The organism is Paenibacillus sp. BJ-4, from assembly GCF_020404765.1.
Lineage (GTDB): Bacteria > Bacillota > Bacilli > Paenibacillales > Paenibacillaceae > Paenibacillus.
On the sequence record NZ_JAIVEM010000027.1, the window covers coordinates 329,641 to 347,819 of the forward strand.

The window sequence follows — 18,179 nt, forward strand, 5'->3', positions numbered from 1 at the left end:
ACTTGTCATCCGGTACCATACATCACCGCAACTCTGCCGGGCTCTCATTTGAACCAGCAGCATTGGATGGTAACCAATCCTCATAGTTTCACAACCTTTATCTACACAATTTCCACCTATCGTTCCTTTGCACAGATTGTTCGTGCTACTCAAGCAACATACGAACCCCAGTAAGCACAATTCCAATCAGAAAACCTGTAAGCGCACCGTTAATCCGTATCCATTGTAAATCCTGCCCCAGCTTGTCCTCCATTAAAACAATCAGTGAAGCGTCATCCATTTTATTCACATTTTCACGGACCAGATTACCAATTTGGCTGTGGTTGGCTTCCACTACTCCGGTAACACCTGCCACGATCCACGAATTGATCTTGTCCAGCAGCTCCGTATTTTTCCATAAATCAGACAGCATTTGATCCAGTAAAGGTACAATGTATGCCGTTACATAACTGGCGTCCTCCATATAATCCAGCAGATGACGGCGCAGCTCTTCGAGCTTCCCTGATATAGCTGCATCACCTTCCCAAGAATCAATAAAGGTGTTTTTCCAGTGATTCAGCCCCTCCCTGACCGTATCTTTGGCTGCCAGACGGATCATCTGCGTGTTGATACCATCCAGAACGGCCTGACGACGCGGATGTCCTTCATTTTGAAGCTCCGCTACGCGGTCCAGCAAAAAGTGACGAATCATCTCGCCCATACGCTCCTCATTCAAATAGCCAAGGAAGGCGTTCAGGGCAAACTGCATGAGCCCGCTGACCTGCAAGCCGCTAACAGCCTGCATCCCCAGGGTGCCAAGCATAACCCCGGTGTCTGCCCGCAGCAGCCAGGACTCCGTTTGCTCCAGCGCATAATCCAACGCTTGTTGGTCATACTTCCGCTCACCAGCTTGGCGGGCGAGGGCCTCTAGCAACGGCCCCATATCGAATTCAGTCGCCTGCCGCTTAATCCCGGTCGCGATCACCGGGGCCAGCTCCGCCAGCGGAAGCGAGCGAACAAGTCGCTTGGCAAGGGCATCTATGAAAGTGACCGCTTCGGGCGTGCTTATTCCTTTTTCCACGCTTTTCAGCACCAGCTCGGCCAGCCGAATATCGGCAATTTTAGATGCAATACTTTCTTTATGAAGTAAATTGTTTTCGACCGTGTTAACTAAGGCATCGGTCAGCTTTCCCCGATTTTTGGGGAGAAGCGCTGTATGTGGAATCGGAATGCCCAGCGGATGACGGAATAACGCGGTTACGGCAAACCAGTCTGCCAATCCTCCAACAAGCCCGGCCTCAAAAGATCCAGCCAAAAGACGGGCCCAGCCAAATTGTTGAAAAGGTAACGTAGCAGCAAAGCCCGCCCCCATCATAACCAGTGACCAAGCTGCTGCGGTTTTCGTTTTTTTTGTTTTTCCCATCCTGTGATCCTCCAAACTAACTGTCGAATATATATCATTACATCTATAGTACCCATCATATCACTGCCTGTACAAATTCCAAAAGCTTACCACACTCTATTATCGACAAATTGTGCGAAATTCAGAATTTGCGCTATTAACACAAATGGAGTTCACATACCTACACCTCTTAATACATGTTCGTGAACAGAATCACAACATTGGAGCCAAAACTATTTTCTAACAAAGTGAGCCCTACGAATCATTTTGTCGAAATATAGTCCCATTTTTTCTAAAATCGAAAGGATATATGCCTCAAAAAGTGGAATTGCAAGATTATGATACATTATCATAAAGACCAACTATTTTTAACTCTCACCCTTCACTTCAATCAAGTTAACGAATTAAATTCCGGAAGAACACTGTTCCTTTTCACTTAGATACCCACTGGTTATATTTGTCGAATATTGTGTAATCTCTAATCGTTTCATGAACATACTTTAATGTGATAAAATAACCTTTGTAAATGGGAACTCCGGTTTTAAAAGGGTATTCGTGAAACAAACTACAATTATCTTACTAAAATTGTTCTTTTGTAAAGGAATTGGATATGACAACAAAACAAAAAAATGCCCAGGGTCTCTGGAGCGAAGATCCAGTTGCAATTGTATGTACACCCTCTGCTTTCGCTAAAAAATCCCTCTTTTATATACAGGAAATAGGCTATTTCAAAACAGATGCTTATGCAATGGAACGGGAAAAGCTCTCCTCATTTTTGCTCCTTTTTACCCTGTCTGGGAGAGGGGAATTGCAATACCGGGACAAGGAATATATATTGAGGCCTTATGATATGCTTTTTATTAATTGCAGAGAATATGTACAGTACAAAACTTCCTGTCAGGAGACATGGGAGTTTATTAGTATTAATCTGTACGGCAATCTGATTGACAATTTCTACGAACAATTTGATAAGCACAATAAGCCTGTAATCTCATTAAAGGACCCAAGTGTGGTATTGGACAAGCTGCGTACGTTATTACATGTACAGTCTGAAAGAAGCATATCCTCTGAACTGCTCTCATCCAGACTAATCGTTGACTTGTTAACGGTTATTTTACAGCACCCCTACACCAATCCCAACGCGAATTCAGATGGAATTGCAGAGGTGCGCAAGGTAAAGCAATATCTGGATCAATCCTATTGTGAAAGGATCACGCTGGATTCACTGGCAGACATGTTCAGACTGAACAAGTTTAATCTGGCTAAAAACTTTAAAAAACAGACTGGCTTTTCTCCTATTGAATATCTTATTAATGTTCGTGTCACGGCTGCTCAGGGCTGGCTTAAAACCAGTGATGTATCTATTGTTGACATCGCACAATATGTGGGCATTCCCAACACAAGTCATTTTATCAATCTGTTCAAAGAGCACATTGGAGAAACGCCTCATTCCTATCGCAAAAAATGGGGAAACCGTATAAAATAGGCCTTATGTATAATCTGCAGGCTTGGTTTGTCGATAAATAGCGAAAATTTGAGATTTAAACTTGCCTAATAGAGTACCTAACTGATAGAATAAAGAATATAAGCTATTCAGGATAAATGGCAAACTTGTCGAAAGGCAAGGACGCAAAGCTACAGGGCCTTCTGTATGATGGCAGCCAGCTACCGATTGAAGTGGCTTTTTGTCGTGCTTTTTTACCCGAAAACTTTATACGAAATGGCAAACCTGTCGAAAGGCAGGGACGCAAAGCTATAGGGCCTTCTATTTATGATGGCAGCCTGGCCACCGAAAGGAAGTTTTTTATGGGGAAAATGATATTTTCCGCACTTCTCCTATTTTTCATGCTGTCCACAACACTCTTAAATTCGACAGTTCACGCTGCTGATAGTGATAGTGTTGCATGGTTGGATCAAAACAATGTAAATCATGGTACGGTCAGTGTTCGTTACCCTGTTAAACCTAACGTTAAAACCAAGATTTTGGTTACCAAAGACGCGCAAAAATACTCTTATAATCTGACACCCGGAAAATCCGAGGAAGTATTTCCTCTCCAAATGGGTAATGGGAACTATAGCATTAGTATTTTGGAACAGCTTAGTGGTAATCAATATAAAGTGATAGGACAAGATACGATCGAGTTAAAGCTAAACGATAGCAAAGCGGTATATCTCAATTCCGTTCAAAATATTGACTGGAGCGATACCAATCAAGCGATTCAAAAAGCCCGTGAATTAACCCAAGGCGCAACAACGGATCGCGAGAAGCTTCAAAAAATTTATGATTACGTCATTAGTCATATCAAGTATGACTCCAATCAGGCCTTCGCCTTAACGACTGACTATCTGCCGCAAATTGATCGTACGTTAAGCTCACAAAAAGATATTTGCTATGGTTATGCTTCACTGATGGCTGCTATGTTACGAAGTGTAGATGTACCAACCAAGCTGGTTATGGGCAAATCCTCCTACGTGGACACTTACCATGCCTGGAATGAGGTCTACATCGACAATCAGTGGGTGGTCGTAGACACTACAGTAGATGCAGCCCTGTATAAGGGTAAACAAAAATTCGAAATGATCAAAGATCCCTCCAAATACATTAAAACAAAGCAATATTAATATCAATGTTTTTATGAATATTATTTTTAATAAATAAAAAATGAAGAAATAGAGCTACATTTCTTGTAGAGCCTTGATCACATGATCAAGGCTCTTTTTTCTATCCTTGTTGAGAAATTGTTGAGATGTGGCATGTATTCTAGTCCAGAAAGACATTGAGGTCTAACCCACTATCCTAATTTCGGGACAAAAGGAGGAGATATTCTTCCCCGAATGTGAATTTTCGTAAATTATGATCATGCTCAATGCGGCTAACTTAGCATTATATGAATGAATGATGAATATATAAATACAACCCTCTCAACCTCGAAGGAATAACCATTAGCCGCTAAATAAAAGTATTTTAAGAATAGGAGATTTGTTTACCGTATGAGAAAAAAATGGAATACAGCAATTGTTGCGTTATTGCTCTTTTTGCAATGCTTATTCAGTACAACACAAGCCTATGCACAAAATCCCGACCCTGCTCTACCAGTGCCCCCAGGAACCGATCCGGTTCAGAGTGTGACTAACGATGTATATCCAACCTCAGAGCCGATTAACATCCCGCCTGCCGTCCCGGCTCCAGCCATTGAGGCAACTGCCGGCTCAACTTCTGAAGTGAGGGCAACTCAGGAAAGTATTTTAACCAAGCTAACCCTCACAGATTCCACTGGAAGTGTTATTGATGCAGTGTATAATCCCGATAGTCGTATTGATATTGGCTCCGCCATCCATTTAGGTTATGAATGGGAGCTGCCGAACCATACGTATAAAGCTGGAGACACCTTTACCTTTCAATTACCTGAGCAATTTCAAATTTACACAGACATTACATCTCCTCTAACGAACACGGATGGAGAAGTTGGTCATTTCACCGTAGACCGCCAAGGTAAAGTGATCATGACTTTTAATGATTACGTGGAAAGCCACTCTAATGTCAGTGGTAAGCTTGAGATCCAAACTGAGTTTAGTAAACAAATAGAAAAAGGCAGCACACAAGTCATTATTGCGATTCCAATCAAAGGCGGTGAGCAAACGGCTATCGTAAATATTAAGCCTGCAGCTGGCCCTACTTTGGAGAAGCAAGGAAAGTTTGATGGAAAAAATGGGATTGATTGGACAGTTGACGTAAATAAACAATTGTATCCTATAAAACAAGCCGTAGTAACCGACCCGACTCCCCAAGGATTGGAACTAATCAAAGACTCCATCCGGGTATATCATTTGCAAATCAATGTGGACGGAACCGCCGTGCTACGGGACACTGTTAGTGCAGATAAGTATACAGTTGAAGCTGATCCGGCCGGGACGGGCTTTAGAATCCGCTTTAACGAGGAGCGTATTAACAGCGCATACCGAATTCAATACTCCACGAACATCACAAGCGAGGACACCCGGTTCTCCAACACGGCCACTTTTTCAGGAGACAATGTGAAGGATACCTCAGCATCAGCTACAGTTACCGTTAAACGTGGGGATTTTCTAAGCAAAAAAGTAGAGCAATACGATCCGGTCACACAAACGATTTCATGGGCAATCAAATATAATTTTGCCAACAAAAAAATCCCTGCAGCAAAAGCGATATTGAGTGATCGCTTTAATAACAGCCAACAATTCGTCACAGGCTCACTTAAAGTGTATAAGGGGGATACGCAAGAGGAGCTTCCTGCATCGGAATACATGGTCACTCCAGTTATTGACGACAACGGTACCAACGGTTTCAATCTACTTTTCAATACGGATATTGATGCGCCATATACCATCCGTTATCAAACGAAGGCTATAGATCGTGTGCTCAAAAATGGTAAAATAACGAACAGTGTAACATCGGACGGAGTAACAAAAGAAACGACCACAGAACTGAAAAGTGTAATTATCACCAAGGGCTATAAGGAACCGAACTATAACACCAAAACGATTCCTTGGATCATTTCCATTAATGCAGATAAGTATACAATGGACCAGGTTGTTATCGACGATGCCTTTCCGAATGGCGGTCTGGCGTTATTGCCGAACACATTGAAGATCCAAAGCGCGGACGGAAAAACAACACTAACATCGCCGATAGACTACGAACTGATCCCTCTTACGCTGGATTATAAAAAAGGGTTCACTATACGTTTTCACAAAAAAATTCAAGACACGTATACAATCAGCTATACAACTACATTTTATAACGAATGGAAAATCGACAAAACCAAACCGGACTTTTGGAATAAAGCCTCTATCACTTGGTTATACAACGGAACAACACAAATCGCGGAGGCCGAAGCTCGATTATGGCCGGACAATATGACCCAGCAAAATGGGGCTAAGTCAGGTAGCTACAATGCCAGCTCCAAGCAAATTACATGGGACATTAAGGCCAACTATAACCGCAAAACTCTGAATCATGCTGAAATAAGGGATACATTGTTACAGGGCCAAAAACTGGTGCCAGGTTCTGTTAAAGTGTACGATATGACCCTGCTCGGGTGGTGGAATGGCGTACAAAAGGGGGCCGAAGTGCCTTCGAGCCAATATACTCTTGTTTTACCTTCCGCCGCTAACAACAACGAACTGAGCGTCCAGTTTAACCAGTCCATCAACTCTCCTTACTGGATCACTTTCCAAACGACACTGGAAGGAGAGCTTATTGATAAAGAGATTAACAATAACGCTCAGCTTATGGATGGAAAAAATGTAGATTCGGAATGGGCAGCCAAAGTGACTGTGCCTCACGGTGGAGAATACGTGACGAAATCCGGTGCTCAGAATGGAAATAAAATCGATTGGAACATCCATATCAATGAAGGGCAATCCTATGTCTCCAACACGAAAATCGTGGATACGCCCAGCAATAATCAAATTCTGATTGAAGATTCTTTTCATCTATATTCCACCAAGGTATCTGCCAAGGGAGAAGCTGTCAAGGACACTGAGTTAGTCAAGGATCAGGATTATAAGCTAAAAATAACAACGACTGCTCAAGGTCAGCAATCCTTTGAGCTTGCCTTTACGAAGGCTATATCATCGGGCTATATTTTGGAATATCAATCCTTTATTCAAGCTGAAGACAAGGCAAAAGTGAGCAATAAGGTTAATTTTGAGGGCGACCGTTTGACCACCGAAATCAGAGAAACAAGTAAAGAGATTATCGTGCGTACATCCTCTGGTTCGGGATCAGGAGGAGGAGTTACGGGAAGTCTGGAGATTACCAAGGTTGACGAGGACGATCATAATAAGGTACTGCCCGGGGCACGTTTTGCACTCTATGACAAGGATCAGAAAAGAGCCCCTCTTGTCCAAACTACCAATTCGGATGGGAAAATCGTATTCTCTTCATTGAGTTATGATGACTACATTCTGGAGGAGCTTACTGCTCCTGAAGGCTACAAAATAACAGAGCCAAAAACTGCAATCCAGATAGATGCAACCATCAAACAAAGTTCTGGTATTAAACAAATAGTGATCACCAACAAAAAGGAGACTCCTGTTGATCCGGGTCCGGGTAAACCTACAGACCCAGGTACGCCTACGAATCCAGGCTCAGGCAAAAAACGTGATAAGGACCCTGAAATAACTGAACCTCCGGTGACACCTGCTACGCCTGTAACAACCGAGGAGCCGCAAATCATCGAAGATGAGGATGTTCCGTTGGGCGTTCCAACTATTGAGCAACCACCTGTAGATCCCGAGGTAGAGGCGCAGCCAGGGTCACCAGAAACCGACCCTCACCAGGAGCCTTCTCCACCCGTGAAGATCGAAGAAGATCCAGTACCTACGGGCGTCATCCGCCTACCGGCAGAAAAGCCTAAAGATCCAAACGAGCCGAGTCATACTCCTAAGGTGAATACATTGCCACAGACAGGAGAAAACAGTCCTGCTCCCTTCTATTTAAGTGGTATGTTCTTAATTCTTCTGGGGGCCTATCTTGGTTATAGACGAACGCATAAAAACAAATAACATTTTATAATCAAAAATTCCCCCTTCTCAGCTCATCACTAGCGAGAAGGGGAATTATTTTACATGGTCCATCTATGGATTACTGTTTTAGGGAGGCTTTTCAATTGCGTAAGCTGGCGTACGTGAGCATCATTTTAGGAATCATCATCATGTTATTTCCTACCGCTAATGAATGGATGGAAAATCAGAAGCAAAAAGAGCTATTACAAGAAGCTGAATCATTATCAAATACAGATACATCGACACTGACTCCCGAAATGATTAAAGGCTATACAGACTTGTCCAGTTGGCTGACAAATACCGCAGCAGCGGATGGATCACAATTGTCTAAAACCAAACCCTCTTCGTCGGCTCAAGAGCAAGCTCCAATCGCTACAATCCAGATTGATCGTATCGGGCTGGAACTTCCTGTACTGGAAGGTGCGACCCGAGAGCATATGAGATATGCAGCCGTACATATGTCGGAAACTGCGGCACTCGGCCAGGTGGGGAATGCTGCCATAGCCGCTCATCGCTCACGAACGACTGGACGTTTATTTAACCGACTAAATGAAGTGAAAATCGGAGATCAGATTCTGATTCACACTCGGAGTGAAAAATACTTGTACAAGGTCTACAACATCTCAATTGTCGCTCCTTCAAACATCTCCGTTTTAAAAAGCAGCAAGGAACAAAAGCTCCTCACATTAATTACCTGTGATCCTCTTGTAAACCCGACACATCGACTCATCGTTCATGCCAAACGACTGACCTAATGCCGCTAATGGATAGCGGAATAACCTATAAACTATATTGGTGGTGACCCCATTGAGTATATCTTTAACAGCCTTATTTTTAATAGGTCTAACTCTGGCGCTGTGGATATATACGTTTATTTTTTTACGTTCCGTGATGATGGAAAGAAATTTGCTGCGAAAGCTTGCTTATCAGGACCCTGTATCGGGTCTGTTCAACCGGAATGCACTTGAACTATTTTGGAAACGAAGCAACAGCAAGGAGAGCATTGCTATTATGTATCTTGATCTGGATGGATTCAAAGCCATTAATGACACATATGGACATCAAATAGGTGATAAGCTGCTAAGACGGGTAAGCGATCATTTACTCCAGGTGACAAACTCCAATCAGAAGGCTTTTCGGATCGGGGGAGATGAGTTTCTGCTCATTATGAAGGATTATGACGCCGATCAGGTCAAAGTTCTGGCAGAGCTGCTGCTGCAAAAAATCAGCGCTCCTTATAACATCCAGGGAATCAGCCTTCAAGTTACAGGAAGCATTGGTATTAGCATGCATCCTTCTCCGAAGAAACCTCTGCCTTCATTACTAAAAGAGGCCGATATCGCCATGTACCAAGCCAAACGAATGGGGAGAAACTGCTATGCTGTATACCAGAAGATCAAACAGGGGGCAAACGTCAGATCATACGGTACTGCGCGGGTTAAAAAACTTGCGGCTGGTATTCGAAAAAAAACAAAGGTCCAAAGTATACAACAAATGGCAACTTTCTAACATTAAAAAAGATACCCGTAACATCAATCAGGCGGGCAAGTCCTGTTCATCCAAGATTATACCCGCCGATAAAAATATTCCTATTCCACCTTACCCTTTGCAATCAGCTTGAAATCATCAAAGTGGAATCCCGGTGCAACAACACAGGTTACCAGTACAGGCTCATCCCCAAGCGGGCGTGCCGTTTGCCATACTGTTCCTGGTACCAGTGCTTGCGGATGCTGTCCAGCCTCCACATCAGCACCGACAATAATTACAGTTTCTTCACCGGGCTCATCTCCACTTCCACCCAGCTTCAACTCCACAGGACTCCCGCTATGATAAAGCCACAGCTCATCTGAATGTACAACATGCCACTCAGAGAACTCGCCCGGATGCAGCAAGAAATAAGTCGACGAAGCTGCAAACCGCGGACCGGAATAGACATCCGGCAGCACAGGTTTTGGAATTTGAAAATTAGCCTTCCACATCTCTTTGTACCAACCGCCTTCCGGATGGGGCTCCATGCCCAATGCCGTTACAAGCGGTGAAATAGCTTTCGTCATTGTACTAACCTTCCTTTACCCTAAATTCCTTCCTCCCTACTGTAAAACATAGCGTTGCTTTTGTCACGTTTCTCTCTTCGCATGTCGAACACTATTATTTTATGTCAAATTTAATAACATTAAATTATGAATATTCACTCAATTTCATCATATATATAGCACTTAACTACCACAAAAATATACTTATATATATTTTGCGTAAAGTTTTATGACATAAAATCTTGTTTTTTATTGTAAGCTTATAGTATCATGAGAGAAAATTTTGAAAACTAATAGAGCTTGATCATGCCAGTCTAAGTACTAAGCTATGTATCCAAGCATAAAAGGGGTGAGCTCTCTGATCCAGTTTCGCAATGTAAACAAACATTACGGTCACTTCCATGTACTCAAAAACATCAATCTTCAGATTAAGGAGGGCGAGGTCGTCGTGATCATCGGTCCCTCCGGCTCAGGTAAAAGCACCCTGCTTCGCTGCATTAATCGTCTGGAGACGATATCGGATGGGGAGCTGTTCGTCAACGAAATACCTGTACATGACAAAAAGATTGATATCAACGCCTTCCGCCGCAATATCGGGATGGTATTCCAGCATTTCAATCTGTACCCCCACAAAAAGGTGATTGAGAACATTGTACTCGCACCTATGAAGGTGCTGGGTATTTCCAAGGAAGAAGCTACTCAAACCGCCATCACCTATCTGAAACGCGTCGGCATCGAGGAAAAGGCCCAGAGCTATCCCGCTCAATTGTCCGGTGGGCAGCAGCAGCGGGTTGCGATCGCCCGCGGGCTCGCCATGAATCCGAAAATTATGCTATTTGACGAGCCTACTTCAGCGCTTGATCCCGAAACCATCGGGGAGGTACTGGATGTCATGCGCTCACTCGCCCATCAGGGCATCACAATGGTCATCGTCACACATGAAATGGGCTTTGCCCGCGAAGTGGCGGATCGCGTAATTTTTATGGACAAAGGGCAGATTTTGGAAGACAGCCAGCCTGCCGAATTTTTTCAGAATCCGGGTGAAGAACGGGCTCGCCTGTTCCTGAGCCGTCTGATTCATCATTAAACAGACTACCAATATAGCGTAAATCGAAAGGGGATTGTTCTGATGAGAAAAAGATTTCAATGGAGTACTTTGGTGCTGGTAGCATTATCTTGCCTGCTCGTCCTGGCAGGCTGCGGAGGTAAGCAAGAAACGGCAACGTCGGGAACTGAGACGGCAGCGAATGGGCTGGAGGCAATCAAACAGCGTGGCAAGCTGGTCGTTGGGGTTAAGTACGATACCAAGCTCTTTGGTCTGAAAGACCCGGGCAGCGGGAAAGTGGAAGGCTTTGATATCGATATTGCCAAGGCTGTAGCCAAACATATTTTTGGCGATGAAACCAAGCTTGAATTAAAGGAAGTCACGTCCAAAACACGTATCACTATGCTGCAAAACGGAGACATCGACGCCATTATCGCAACCATGACCATTTCGGATGAACGTAAAAAGCAGGTCGATTTCAGCGACGTCTATTTTAACGCCGGACAATCTCTGCTCGTGAAAAAAGGAAGCCCCATCACCGGGCTGGAGTCTCTGACCCAGGATACCAAGGTACTTGCCGTTAAAGGCTCTACCTCCGCAAAAAACATTCGTGAGAAAGCACCTAAAGCGACGATATTGGAGTTCGAAAACTATCAGGATGCTTTCAACGCCCTCAAGGCAGGTAAAGGGGATGCGTTGACTACCGATAACTCTATTCTGCTCGGCATGCAGAAGCAAGATCCGAATTATATTCTTGTAGGCGGGAACTTCACAGAGGAACCCTACGGCATTGCAGTGAAGAAGGGACAGCCTGAACTGCTGCAAGCCATTAATGATACGATCAAGGAACTAAAAAGCAGCGGTGAATACGATAAGCTCCACGAGCAATGGCTTGGGGTTAAACCCGAATAATACTCTTGTGAAGGAGCCGCAGGTTGCGTGCTCCTTCCTTTTCTTTCTACTGCACAACACACCAGTAGGAATCCCATCCACCCTCGGATACACCCCATAGCTCTGGATAAGGAGGTAAATGCGCAGATGCTTACTTTTGATATCAACGTACTTTTCGATCATGGCGATCGTTTCAGAGAAGGCTTGCTTTATACCGTCCAAGCCAGCGTCATTGCCTTGATCGGCAGCTTTATTCTGGGAGCTGTCATCGCCATCCTTCGAATTGCGCCTTTTAAATGGCTCAACTGGATCGGCACCGCTTATGTAGAGGTCATTCGCAATATCCCGTTGCTGATCGTCGTGCTGTTTTTTTATCTCGGGCTTCCCACTTTGGGCATCCCTTTGGACGGATTTGTATCCGGAACGCTTGGATTGACCGTATACACAGCCTCCTTTATTGCGGAAGCCATACGGGCCGGCATTCAAGCTGTTCCCAAGGGGCAATTTGAAGCGGCAAGGTCCTCCGGCTTGAGTTACAACCAGACGATGATCAGCATTATTTTACCGCAAGCGATCAAAGTCGTACTGCCCGCGATTGGCAATCAATTCATCAATCTAGTCAAAAACTCATCCGTGCTGGCCATAGTAGCCGGACTGGATCTAATGTATTACTCGGATCTGATTAACTCGGATACCTTCCTGCCCATCACAGTCTATGCGATCACGGCGTTGTTGTATCTTACATTGACGGTTCCACTCAGCTTTCTTGTGCTGTATATGGAGCGACGTCTGTCCAAAACATCCTAAGGAGGGAAGCCTGTATGGATTTCAGTGGATTGTTTGTATGGCCTAATGTGCGGTTTATACTGGAGGGCTTCCTGCTAACGCTGGAGGTCGCCATTTACTCTATCGTGTTCAGCTTCGCTCTCGGTATTGTATTCGGCATCCTGCGCTATACGCGTTTACCTGTCATTTCACAGGTTGCGGCCTTTATCATTGATCTCATTCGCAATCTTCCATTACTACTCATTATTTTCTTCATCGGCATGGTTTTACCATCGATCGGTTTTTCCATTTCTCTCAAATGGGCAGCCATTACGGGACTGTCGATCTTCGAGGGGGCCATGATCGCTGAGATTGTGCGCAGCGGCCTCAACTCGGTTCATAAAGGACAGGTGGAAGCCGCACGTTCCTCCGGGCTGAGTTATTTCAGCACCTTATGGCATATTATCCTGCCCCAAGCGCTTCGCCGTATGGTTCCACCCATTGTCAGCCAGTTCATTTCCCTGTTCAAGGATACCTCACTGGCTGTCATTATCAGTTTGCCGGAGCTGACACATAACATTCAGATTGTCGGTGGTCAAAATCAATCCTTCGTCATTCCGGCTCTGCTGTTCGCCGCCTTCCTGTACTTTGCTGTCAATTACAGTATGTCGCTAATTGCACGCAGGCTGGAGGTTCGCACACATTAAAGCTTGTTGCCATTCATCAGGGCTGCCGTCAGTTGGAACGCTCTATCAGCATGGCCTGTATTTTTTCAATCAATCGCTTCACTGCTTCTCCAAGATAACGATCAGACCGATAAATCAGCTCTAGCTGACCCTGAGGCGCTCCCCGCAAAATAGGTATAGTACAAAAATGGGAATGATCCAGAACTGCCGCGAGGGACCCCGGCTGTAGGGTTACAGCAAGTCCCTCCTGCACCCAGCGCAGGATTGAAGGGATGGAATTTGTCTCCAAGACGGTTGCAAAGCGATACCCGCGATCACGGAAGCACTTCTCTACCAGCCTCCTGCCAGGATGATAGTCCGGCTGCATCGCCCAGGGTACATGCCTCAACTCGTCCAGTGTAATAGAAGAACGACTGGAGAAGACATGCTGGACCGGGACAATAAGGCAGTAATTCTCCGTACGAAGAGGAAGCTGGACAAGCCTGTCATCCGTACCCGCATGCAGCGTAATGCCCATATCGACCCGGTTATCCAGCACCTGTTCTGTTACATCGAATGATGGACAGATGTGCAGGCTGATTTTAGGAAATAAGCGATGAAAATGGATAAGCATCTCTTGCAAGGGTTCCTCCAGCTCCGGTAGTGCGATACCCATTCTTAAGCTTCCACGTTGCTCGGTACGCAGCTCTTCAATAGAAGCCTTCGCTTGCTGCAAATCCTTGAGCGCATGAGCACTGTGTTGCAGGAGCAATTTCCCGGCCTCTGTCATTTTAATTTTTTTGCCTGCACGATCGAAGAGTGTCATTCCCAGTTCCTCCTCCAGTGCTTTAATTTGCAAGCTGAGCGTAGGTTGGGAGATTCCGATCTTTTCCGAAGCTTTCGTAAAATGCAGTTCCTCACATACCGCTATGAAGTATTGAAGCTGACGTATTTCCGTCTTCTTTCTCTCCCTTCGAAATCTCCAAACTGGTTAAAAGACTCAAAAAAGCGCGAGATCGGATCACTCCGGTTCGCGCTTCTTTAAAGTTATTGCGCTTTTTTGAGATTATTGGGCTACTTCCGCTTTTTCCGCAGTTAACGTTATATTCGCAAAAGTGTCTGCATCGTACTCCTTGCCACGGGTAATATCGTAATTGGCTACCCGATTATTCAACGCCTCCAGCGAGTAACGGAATAACGTGGGTATGACTGGCGCTTCCTCACTCATATACGCCTGCCACTGATTATATATATCTTTACGATAATTGTCGTCAAAGGCCTTCACCGACACACCTTCCTGCAGCAGCTTATCATTCTCTTCACTCGTAAAGCGCGAATAGTTAAAGTTGGCTCCGCGTCCATACAGCCCATTAGGGTCTACATCTGAACCTGTATTCCATGCACCGCCAAAAATATCAATGCCGGGATCATCCTTTTGCACACGGTCATAAAAGGAATTGAACTCAAGCAGACGACCGTCCACCAGCTCGACATGTAGTCCGACATCCTTCCAGTTCTGCAAATAAAACTTCGCCAGCGATTCAGCTGTCGCATCCCCGCTCATTGCCGCATAATGGAGCACCAGTTCCTTACCTTTAGGGTCCTCACGATAGCCATCTCCATTGGTATCCACATAGCCTGCCTCGTCCAGCAGCTTTTTCGCCTTGTCCGGATCATACGCGATGCCCTTCGCATTCGTATCATGGTATCCCTTAAAGGCAGGCGGGATCAGAGATGTTGCGGGAATCCGAAGTCCATGGTAAAGCTGCTTGCCGACCTGCTCATTATTGAGCGCATAGCCAAGGGCCTGACGCAATGACTTGTTCGCCAGCTTGGCATTCGGGTCCATAATATTTGTATTTTTCGCCTGATCAAACTTGCCCAGTTTAAAGCCTATATAGCTATAGGACAATTCCTCCTGACCGAGAAACTGTACATTTTTGGGGTTACTATCTACATTGTAGCGGGTGGTTGGATAGTCTGCCCAGTCAATTTCTCCACTTTTCAGCGCCTCGGTAATGACATTCGGGTTCACAACTTTCAGATGAAGGCCGTCCAGCTTGGGCTCACCGTGAAAATAATCGTCATTTCTGACGAATTCTACGGATTCGCCTGTAACCATGGATTTAATTTTGAACGGACCATAGCCAATGGGGTTTTTACGAACAGGGTCAGATCCTGCCATATCCTTCACGGGAATGCCCTTGAACACTTTTTTCTCCAGTGGGAATGACCAGAGTCCCGATTTTATGGAGGGAGTAGCCTGTTTAAATTGAATCGTAACCTCTTTCTCATTCAGCACCTTGATGCCTGAAATGGTTTTGGCCTTGCCTGCGTGATAATCCTCCATGCCCACAATGTTCGTCATAAAGCTGTCGTAACGTGGACCTTCATAATCTTTGTGGCCAATGACCTCATAGGCAAAAGCATAGTCCTCCGCTGTTACCGGATTACCGTCTGTCCAGTTCAGCTTGGGATCGATTTTGACAGTCACCGCTTTATTGTCTGCGGAAAAGGAAATCGTCGCTGCTCCTTTATTGTCAATATTGAGGTTGGAGTCGATGGAAAATAACGAGGGGTAGAAAAACTTAAAGACTTCATAATCGGGGTTTCCGTCATAAAATACAGGATTTAGAACACCTTCAAAAGGAGTATCGGACACCAGCGCATAATTGATCACACCGCCCTTGATCGGAGCCTTGTCGTTCTTCACTGCCGTCACCAGTGCAGTCGTATTCACCTGCTTGCTATCCGAGCCGGAGCCGCCTGTACTGTCAGAGGTAGAACCTCCATTTGGAGCAGACGGCGAGCCGCTGCATGCGGCCAGAGAAAACACCAAAATTGCAGATAGAACAGGCAAAATTCCTTTTTTCCAGCATTTTACCATTGTAAGCTCCTCCTTATAGTTGCCCTTATAATTGAATTTCGGTTAACCCAATCGTTGTCTGGCATCTGTGGCGCGTTTGAGCGCCTGACCGATGAAGTTAATCGCCAGCATCAGCACCAAAATAAGCAGTGAGGCAGGCAACCACATCCACCAGCTGTTCTGTAGAACATCCGGATCGTTGGCGTAGCTCACCAGCGTCCCCAGACTTGGGGTGGATTCCGGCAGCCCAAAGCCGAGATAGGAAAGCCCGGTCTCAATCCCGATATTTCCCGCAAGACTGAGCGTCAGATTGACGATCACGACTGAGCTGAGATTGGGCAGCACGCCAAACCAGATGATTTTCCAATTGGGTGTGCCGAGAGTTTTGGAAGCCTGTACGTAGTCCAGCTCCCGCTCCGACAGCACCTTGGCTCGAATCAGGCGTGCTTTTCCGATCCATAGAAAGGCGGTCATGATGAAAATAAAAGATCCGATGCCGCTCTTGGGAACAATGCTGACGAACACGATCACCAGCATCAAAAACGGAAGCACCAAAATAAAATCAATAATCCGCATGATAATGTTATCGACCAGCCCCCCATAAAAACCGGCCAGCAGACCTAACGTTAGGCCAATAGCGGCGGATAGCAGCGTAATCGTGAAGCCAACCGTGAAGGAATTGCGTGCTCCAATAATCAGCTGACCGAAAATATCCCTGCCCGCCCGGTCTGTACCAAGCCAATGCACCGAGCCTGGAGCTTCGCGGATCGCGCCCAAATCCACGGTTGTGACTACATCCTGATTTACAAACAGGACAGAGGCATATATAAAGATCAAGAACAGAACCACAAATGCAATGGACACCAAAGCCATTTTGTCACGTACCCAGCTCGCGGCGCAGTACCGACCAACTGGATGGTGATTTACGAATGATTTGTGGTGTGAATGCTTCCTCCACCTGTGTAGACACCTTACATCCCCCTCCTTCCTTCAGACTTGTTCACTATTCGATGCGAATGCGGGGATCAACCTTGCTCAGGATGACATCAGACAGCAGGGTTCCCAAAAGCGCCAGGAAGCCGGAAATCATCACCAGTGCGTTCACAACGGAAAAGTCCCGTTGGGTGATGGACTGGAGAAACAACTGACCCAATCCCGGATATCCAAAGATAGATTCGAGGAAAATGTTGCCCGCAATGACTCCCGTCAGGTCGTAGCCCAAAAAGGCGGCAATCGGCAGCAAAGAGTTTTTGAAAATATGACGGGAGTAGATTTTCCCTTCCGGCACCCCTTTGGAACGCGCTGTTTTTACAAAATCCTTGAGCCGTGTATCAATGACCTCGTTACGTAAATACTGGATCGTGGCCGTCGTACTGAGCAATGCGCCTGTAAACGCCGGCAAAACGAGATGATAAGACTTGTTCACGTAATACGCCCATGTTCCCGGCTCCACCCCTACATCCACGCTGCCGCTGGTCGGAAACCAGCCGAGCCTGAATCCCAACACGTACAGCAGCAGCAACGCGAGTATAAATAACGGTGTCGCAAAGCTGAGATAGGTATAGCCCACTACCGTTTTATCCAGCAGACTATGCTGATAGCGACCGCTGAGTACACCGAGTGGGATGGCGATCAGATACGTCAGAATCAGGATGACCACGCCCAGAAAGAACGTGTTGCCCAAACGGCTGCCAATCAGATCGGTCACGCTGATTTTATGTACATAGGATTTGCCTAAGTCCCCGTGAGCCAGCTGGACGAGCCAGTGCCCATACTGCACCCACACCGGGTCGTTCAGTCCCAGTCTTTGCCGCTGTTCCTCCAGTGCCGCCGGGTTCAGATTGGGCGTCGAGGTAATAAGTCCTGTCAGGGCATCTCCCGGCATGGCCTTGGCCAGAAAAAATATAAGCACGCTCAATGCAAAAAGCTGGGGAATCATAACCAGCAGTCGGCGCAGTGTAAATTTCCACATATTTCATCCCCC

14 protein-coding genes, 2 pseudogenes and 2 riboswitches are annotated in these 18,179 nt (G+C 45.7%); of the genes and pseudogenes, 9 read left to right on the plus strand and 7 right to left on the minus strand.

Annotated elements, in window-relative coordinates; genetic code table 11:
- Nucleotides 1-145: 145 nt before the first annotated feature.
- Nucleotides 146-1,402: a DUF445 domain-containing protein gene (locus tag LCF57_RS06535; RefSeq protein ID WP_225999975.1), complete on the minus strand. Its 1,257-nt coding sequence runs from the start codon at nt 1,400-1,402 to the stop codon at nt 146-148.
- Between the two features lie 727 nt (nt 1,403-2,129).
- Between LCF57_RS06535 and LCF57_RS06540 the strand changes: the two genes are divergently transcribed.
- From LCF57_RS06540 to LCF57_RS06560, 5 genes are all read left to right on the plus strand, one after another.
- Complete coding sequence (locus LCF57_RS06540; protein WP_226000019.1) at nt 2,130-2,867, plus strand: AraC family transcriptional regulator; 738 nt, start codon at nt 2,130-2,132, stop codon at nt 2,865-2,867.
- A gap of 108 nt (nt 2,868-2,975) precedes the next feature.
- Nucleotides 2,976-3,054: riboswitch (cyclic di-GMP riboswitch) on the plus strand.
- A gap of 39 nt (nt 3,055-3,093) precedes the next feature.
- Nucleotides 3,094-3,175: riboswitch (cyclic di-GMP riboswitch) on the plus strand.
- A gap of 51 nt (nt 3,176-3,226) precedes the next feature.
- Nucleotides 3,227-4,003, plus strand: a complete 777-nt coding sequence (locus tag LCF57_RS06545; protein WP_225999976.1) for a transglutaminase-like domain-containing protein — start codon at nt 3,227-3,229, stop codon at nt 4,001-4,003.
- A 369-nt stretch (nt 4,004-4,372) separates the two neighbouring features.
- A complete protein-coding gene (locus LCF57_RS06550) occupies nt 4,373-7,930 on the plus strand; it encodes a collagen binding domain-containing protein (protein ID WP_225999977.1) in 3,558 nt (1,185 codons plus the stop codon).
- 104 nt (nt 7,931-8,034) lie between these two features.
- Nucleotides 8,035-8,685, plus strand: coding sequence for a class D sortase (locus LCF57_RS06555; protein WP_225999978.1), 651 nt, complete (start codon nt 8,035-8,037; stop codon nt 8,683-8,685).
- A gap of 43 nt (nt 8,686-8,728) precedes the next feature.
- Entirely contained in the window at nt 8,729-9,439 is a 711-nt protein-coding gene (locus tag LCF57_RS06560) for a GGDEF domain-containing protein (RefSeq protein WP_225999979.1), read from the plus strand.
- 80 nt (nt 9,440-9,519) lie between these two features.
- Here the strand turns inward: LCF57_RS06560 and LCF57_RS06565 are convergent, their stop codons facing one another.
- Nucleotides 9,520-9,984 carry a cupin domain-containing protein gene (locus LCF57_RS06565; RefSeq protein WP_225999980.1) on the minus strand — a complete coding sequence of 155 codons (465 nt, stop codon included), beginning with the start codon at nt 9,982-9,984 and terminating at the stop codon, nt 9,520-9,522.
- A gap of 307 nt (nt 9,985-10,291) precedes the next feature.
- Between LCF57_RS06565 and LCF57_RS06570 the strand changes: the two genes are divergently transcribed.
- The 4 genes from LCF57_RS06570 to LCF57_RS06585 all read left to right on the plus strand — a co-directional run bounded on the left by LCF57_RS06570 (nt 10,292) and on the right by LCF57_RS06585 (nt 13,371).
- Complete coding sequence (locus tag LCF57_RS06570; protein ID WP_318840630.1) at nt 10,292-11,050, plus strand: amino acid ABC transporter ATP-binding protein; 759 nt, start codon at nt 10,292-10,294, stop codon at nt 11,048-11,050.
- 42 nt (nt 11,051-11,092) lie between these two features.
- Nucleotides 11,093-11,920 carry a transporter substrate-binding domain-containing protein gene (locus LCF57_RS06575; RefSeq protein ID WP_225999981.1) on the plus strand — a complete coding sequence of 276 codons (828 nt, stop codon included), beginning with the start codon at nt 11,093-11,095 and terminating at the stop codon, nt 11,918-11,920.
- Nucleotides 11,921-12,046: 126 nt separating this feature from the next.
- A complete protein-coding gene (locus LCF57_RS06580; protein WP_225999982.1) occupies nt 12,047-12,706 on the plus strand; it encodes an amino acid ABC transporter permease in 660 nt (219 codons plus the stop codon).
- A gap of 14 nt (nt 12,707-12,720) precedes the next feature.
- On the plus strand, nt 12,721-13,371 hold the full coding sequence (locus LCF57_RS06585) for an amino acid ABC transporter permease (protein WP_225999983.1): 651 nt from the start codon (nt 12,721-12,723) through the stop codon (nt 13,369-13,371).
- A gap of 28 nt (nt 13,372-13,399) precedes the next feature.
- On the opposite strand, the gene LCF57_RS06590 is transcribed toward LCF57_RS06585, so the two are convergent.
- From LCF57_RS06590 to opp4B, 5 genes and pseudogenes are all read right to left on the minus strand, one after another.
- Nucleotides 13,400-14,155 carry a LysR substrate-binding domain-containing protein gene (locus tag LCF57_RS06590; RefSeq protein ID WP_264083497.1) on the minus strand — a complete coding sequence of 252 codons (756 nt, stop codon included), beginning with the start codon at nt 14,153-14,155 and terminating at the stop codon, nt 13,400-13,402.
- A gap of 6 nt (nt 14,156-14,161) precedes the next feature.
- Nucleotides 14,162-14,281, minus strand: a pseudogene (locus LCF57_RS27520) (LysR family transcriptional regulator); the annotation flags it as partial.
- A 114-nt stretch (nt 14,282-14,395) separates the two neighbouring features.
- Nucleotides 14,396-16,216 (minus strand): oligopeptide ABC transporter substrate-binding protein, encoded by a 1,821-nt coding sequence (gene opp4A / locus LCF57_RS06595; protein ID WP_225999984.1) that lies wholly within the window; start codon nt 16,214-16,216, stop codon nt 14,396-14,398.
- A gap of 42 nt (nt 16,217-16,258) precedes the next feature.
- Nucleotides 16,259-17,165: pseudogene (locus tag LCF57_RS06600) on the minus strand (ABC transporter permease).
- A gap of 33 nt (nt 17,166-17,198) precedes the next feature.
- On the minus strand, nt 17,199-18,167 hold the full coding sequence (opp4B, locus tag LCF57_RS06605) for an oligopeptide ABC transporter permease (protein WP_225999985.1): 969 nt from the start codon (nt 18,165-18,167) through the stop codon (nt 17,199-17,201).
- Nucleotides 18,168-18,179: the final 12 nt, after the last annotated feature.

Bases quoted from the DNA above. Each gene is read 5' to 3' on its own strand.
- LCF57_RS06590 (WP_264083497.1), bottom strand. From the start codon at position 14,155: ATGACACTCTTCGATCGTGCAGGCAAAAAAATTAAAATGACAGAGGCC.
- LCF57_RS06545 (WP_225999976.1), top strand. From the start codon at position 3,227: ATGCTGTCCACAACACTCTTAAATTCGACAGTTCACGCTGCTGATAGT.
- LCF57_RS06575 (WP_225999981.1), top strand. From the start codon at position 11,093: ATGAGAAAAAGATTTCAATGGAGTACTTTGGTGCTGGTAGCATTATCT.
- LCF57_RS06580 (WP_225999982.1), top strand. From the start codon at position 12,047: ATGCTTACTTTTGATATCAACGTACTTTTCGATCATGGCGATCGTTTC.
- LCF57_RS06585 (WP_225999983.1), top strand. From the start codon at position 12,721: ATGGATTTCAGTGGATTGTTTGTATGGCCTAATGTGCGGTTTATACTG.
- LCF57_RS06535 (WP_225999975.1), bottom strand. From the start codon at position 1,402: ATGGGAAAAACAAAAAAAACGAAAACCGCAGCAGCTTGGTCACTGGTT.
- LCF57_RS06570 (WP_318840630.1), top strand. From the start codon at position 10,292: ATGTATCCAAGCATAAAAGGGGTGAGCTCTCTGATCCAGTTTCGCAAT.
- opp4A (WP_225999984.1), bottom strand. From the start codon at position 16,216: ATGGTAAAATGCTGGAAAAAAGGAATTTTGCCTGTTCTATCTGCAATT.
- LCF57_RS06565 (WP_225999980.1), bottom strand. From the start codon at position 9,984: ATGACGAAAGCTATTTCACCGCTTGTAACGGCATTGGGCATGGAGCCC.
- opp4B (WP_225999985.1), bottom strand. From the start codon at position 18,167: ATGTGGAAATTTACACTGCGCCGACTGCTGGTTATGATTCCCCAGCTT.
- LCF57_RS06550 (WP_225999977.1), top strand. From the start codon at position 4,373: ATGAGAAAAAAATGGAATACAGCAATTGTTGCGTTATTGCTCTTTTTG.
- LCF57_RS06540 (WP_226000019.1), top strand. From the start codon at position 2,130: ATGGAACGGGAAAAGCTCTCCTCATTTTTGCTCCTTTTTACCCTGTCT.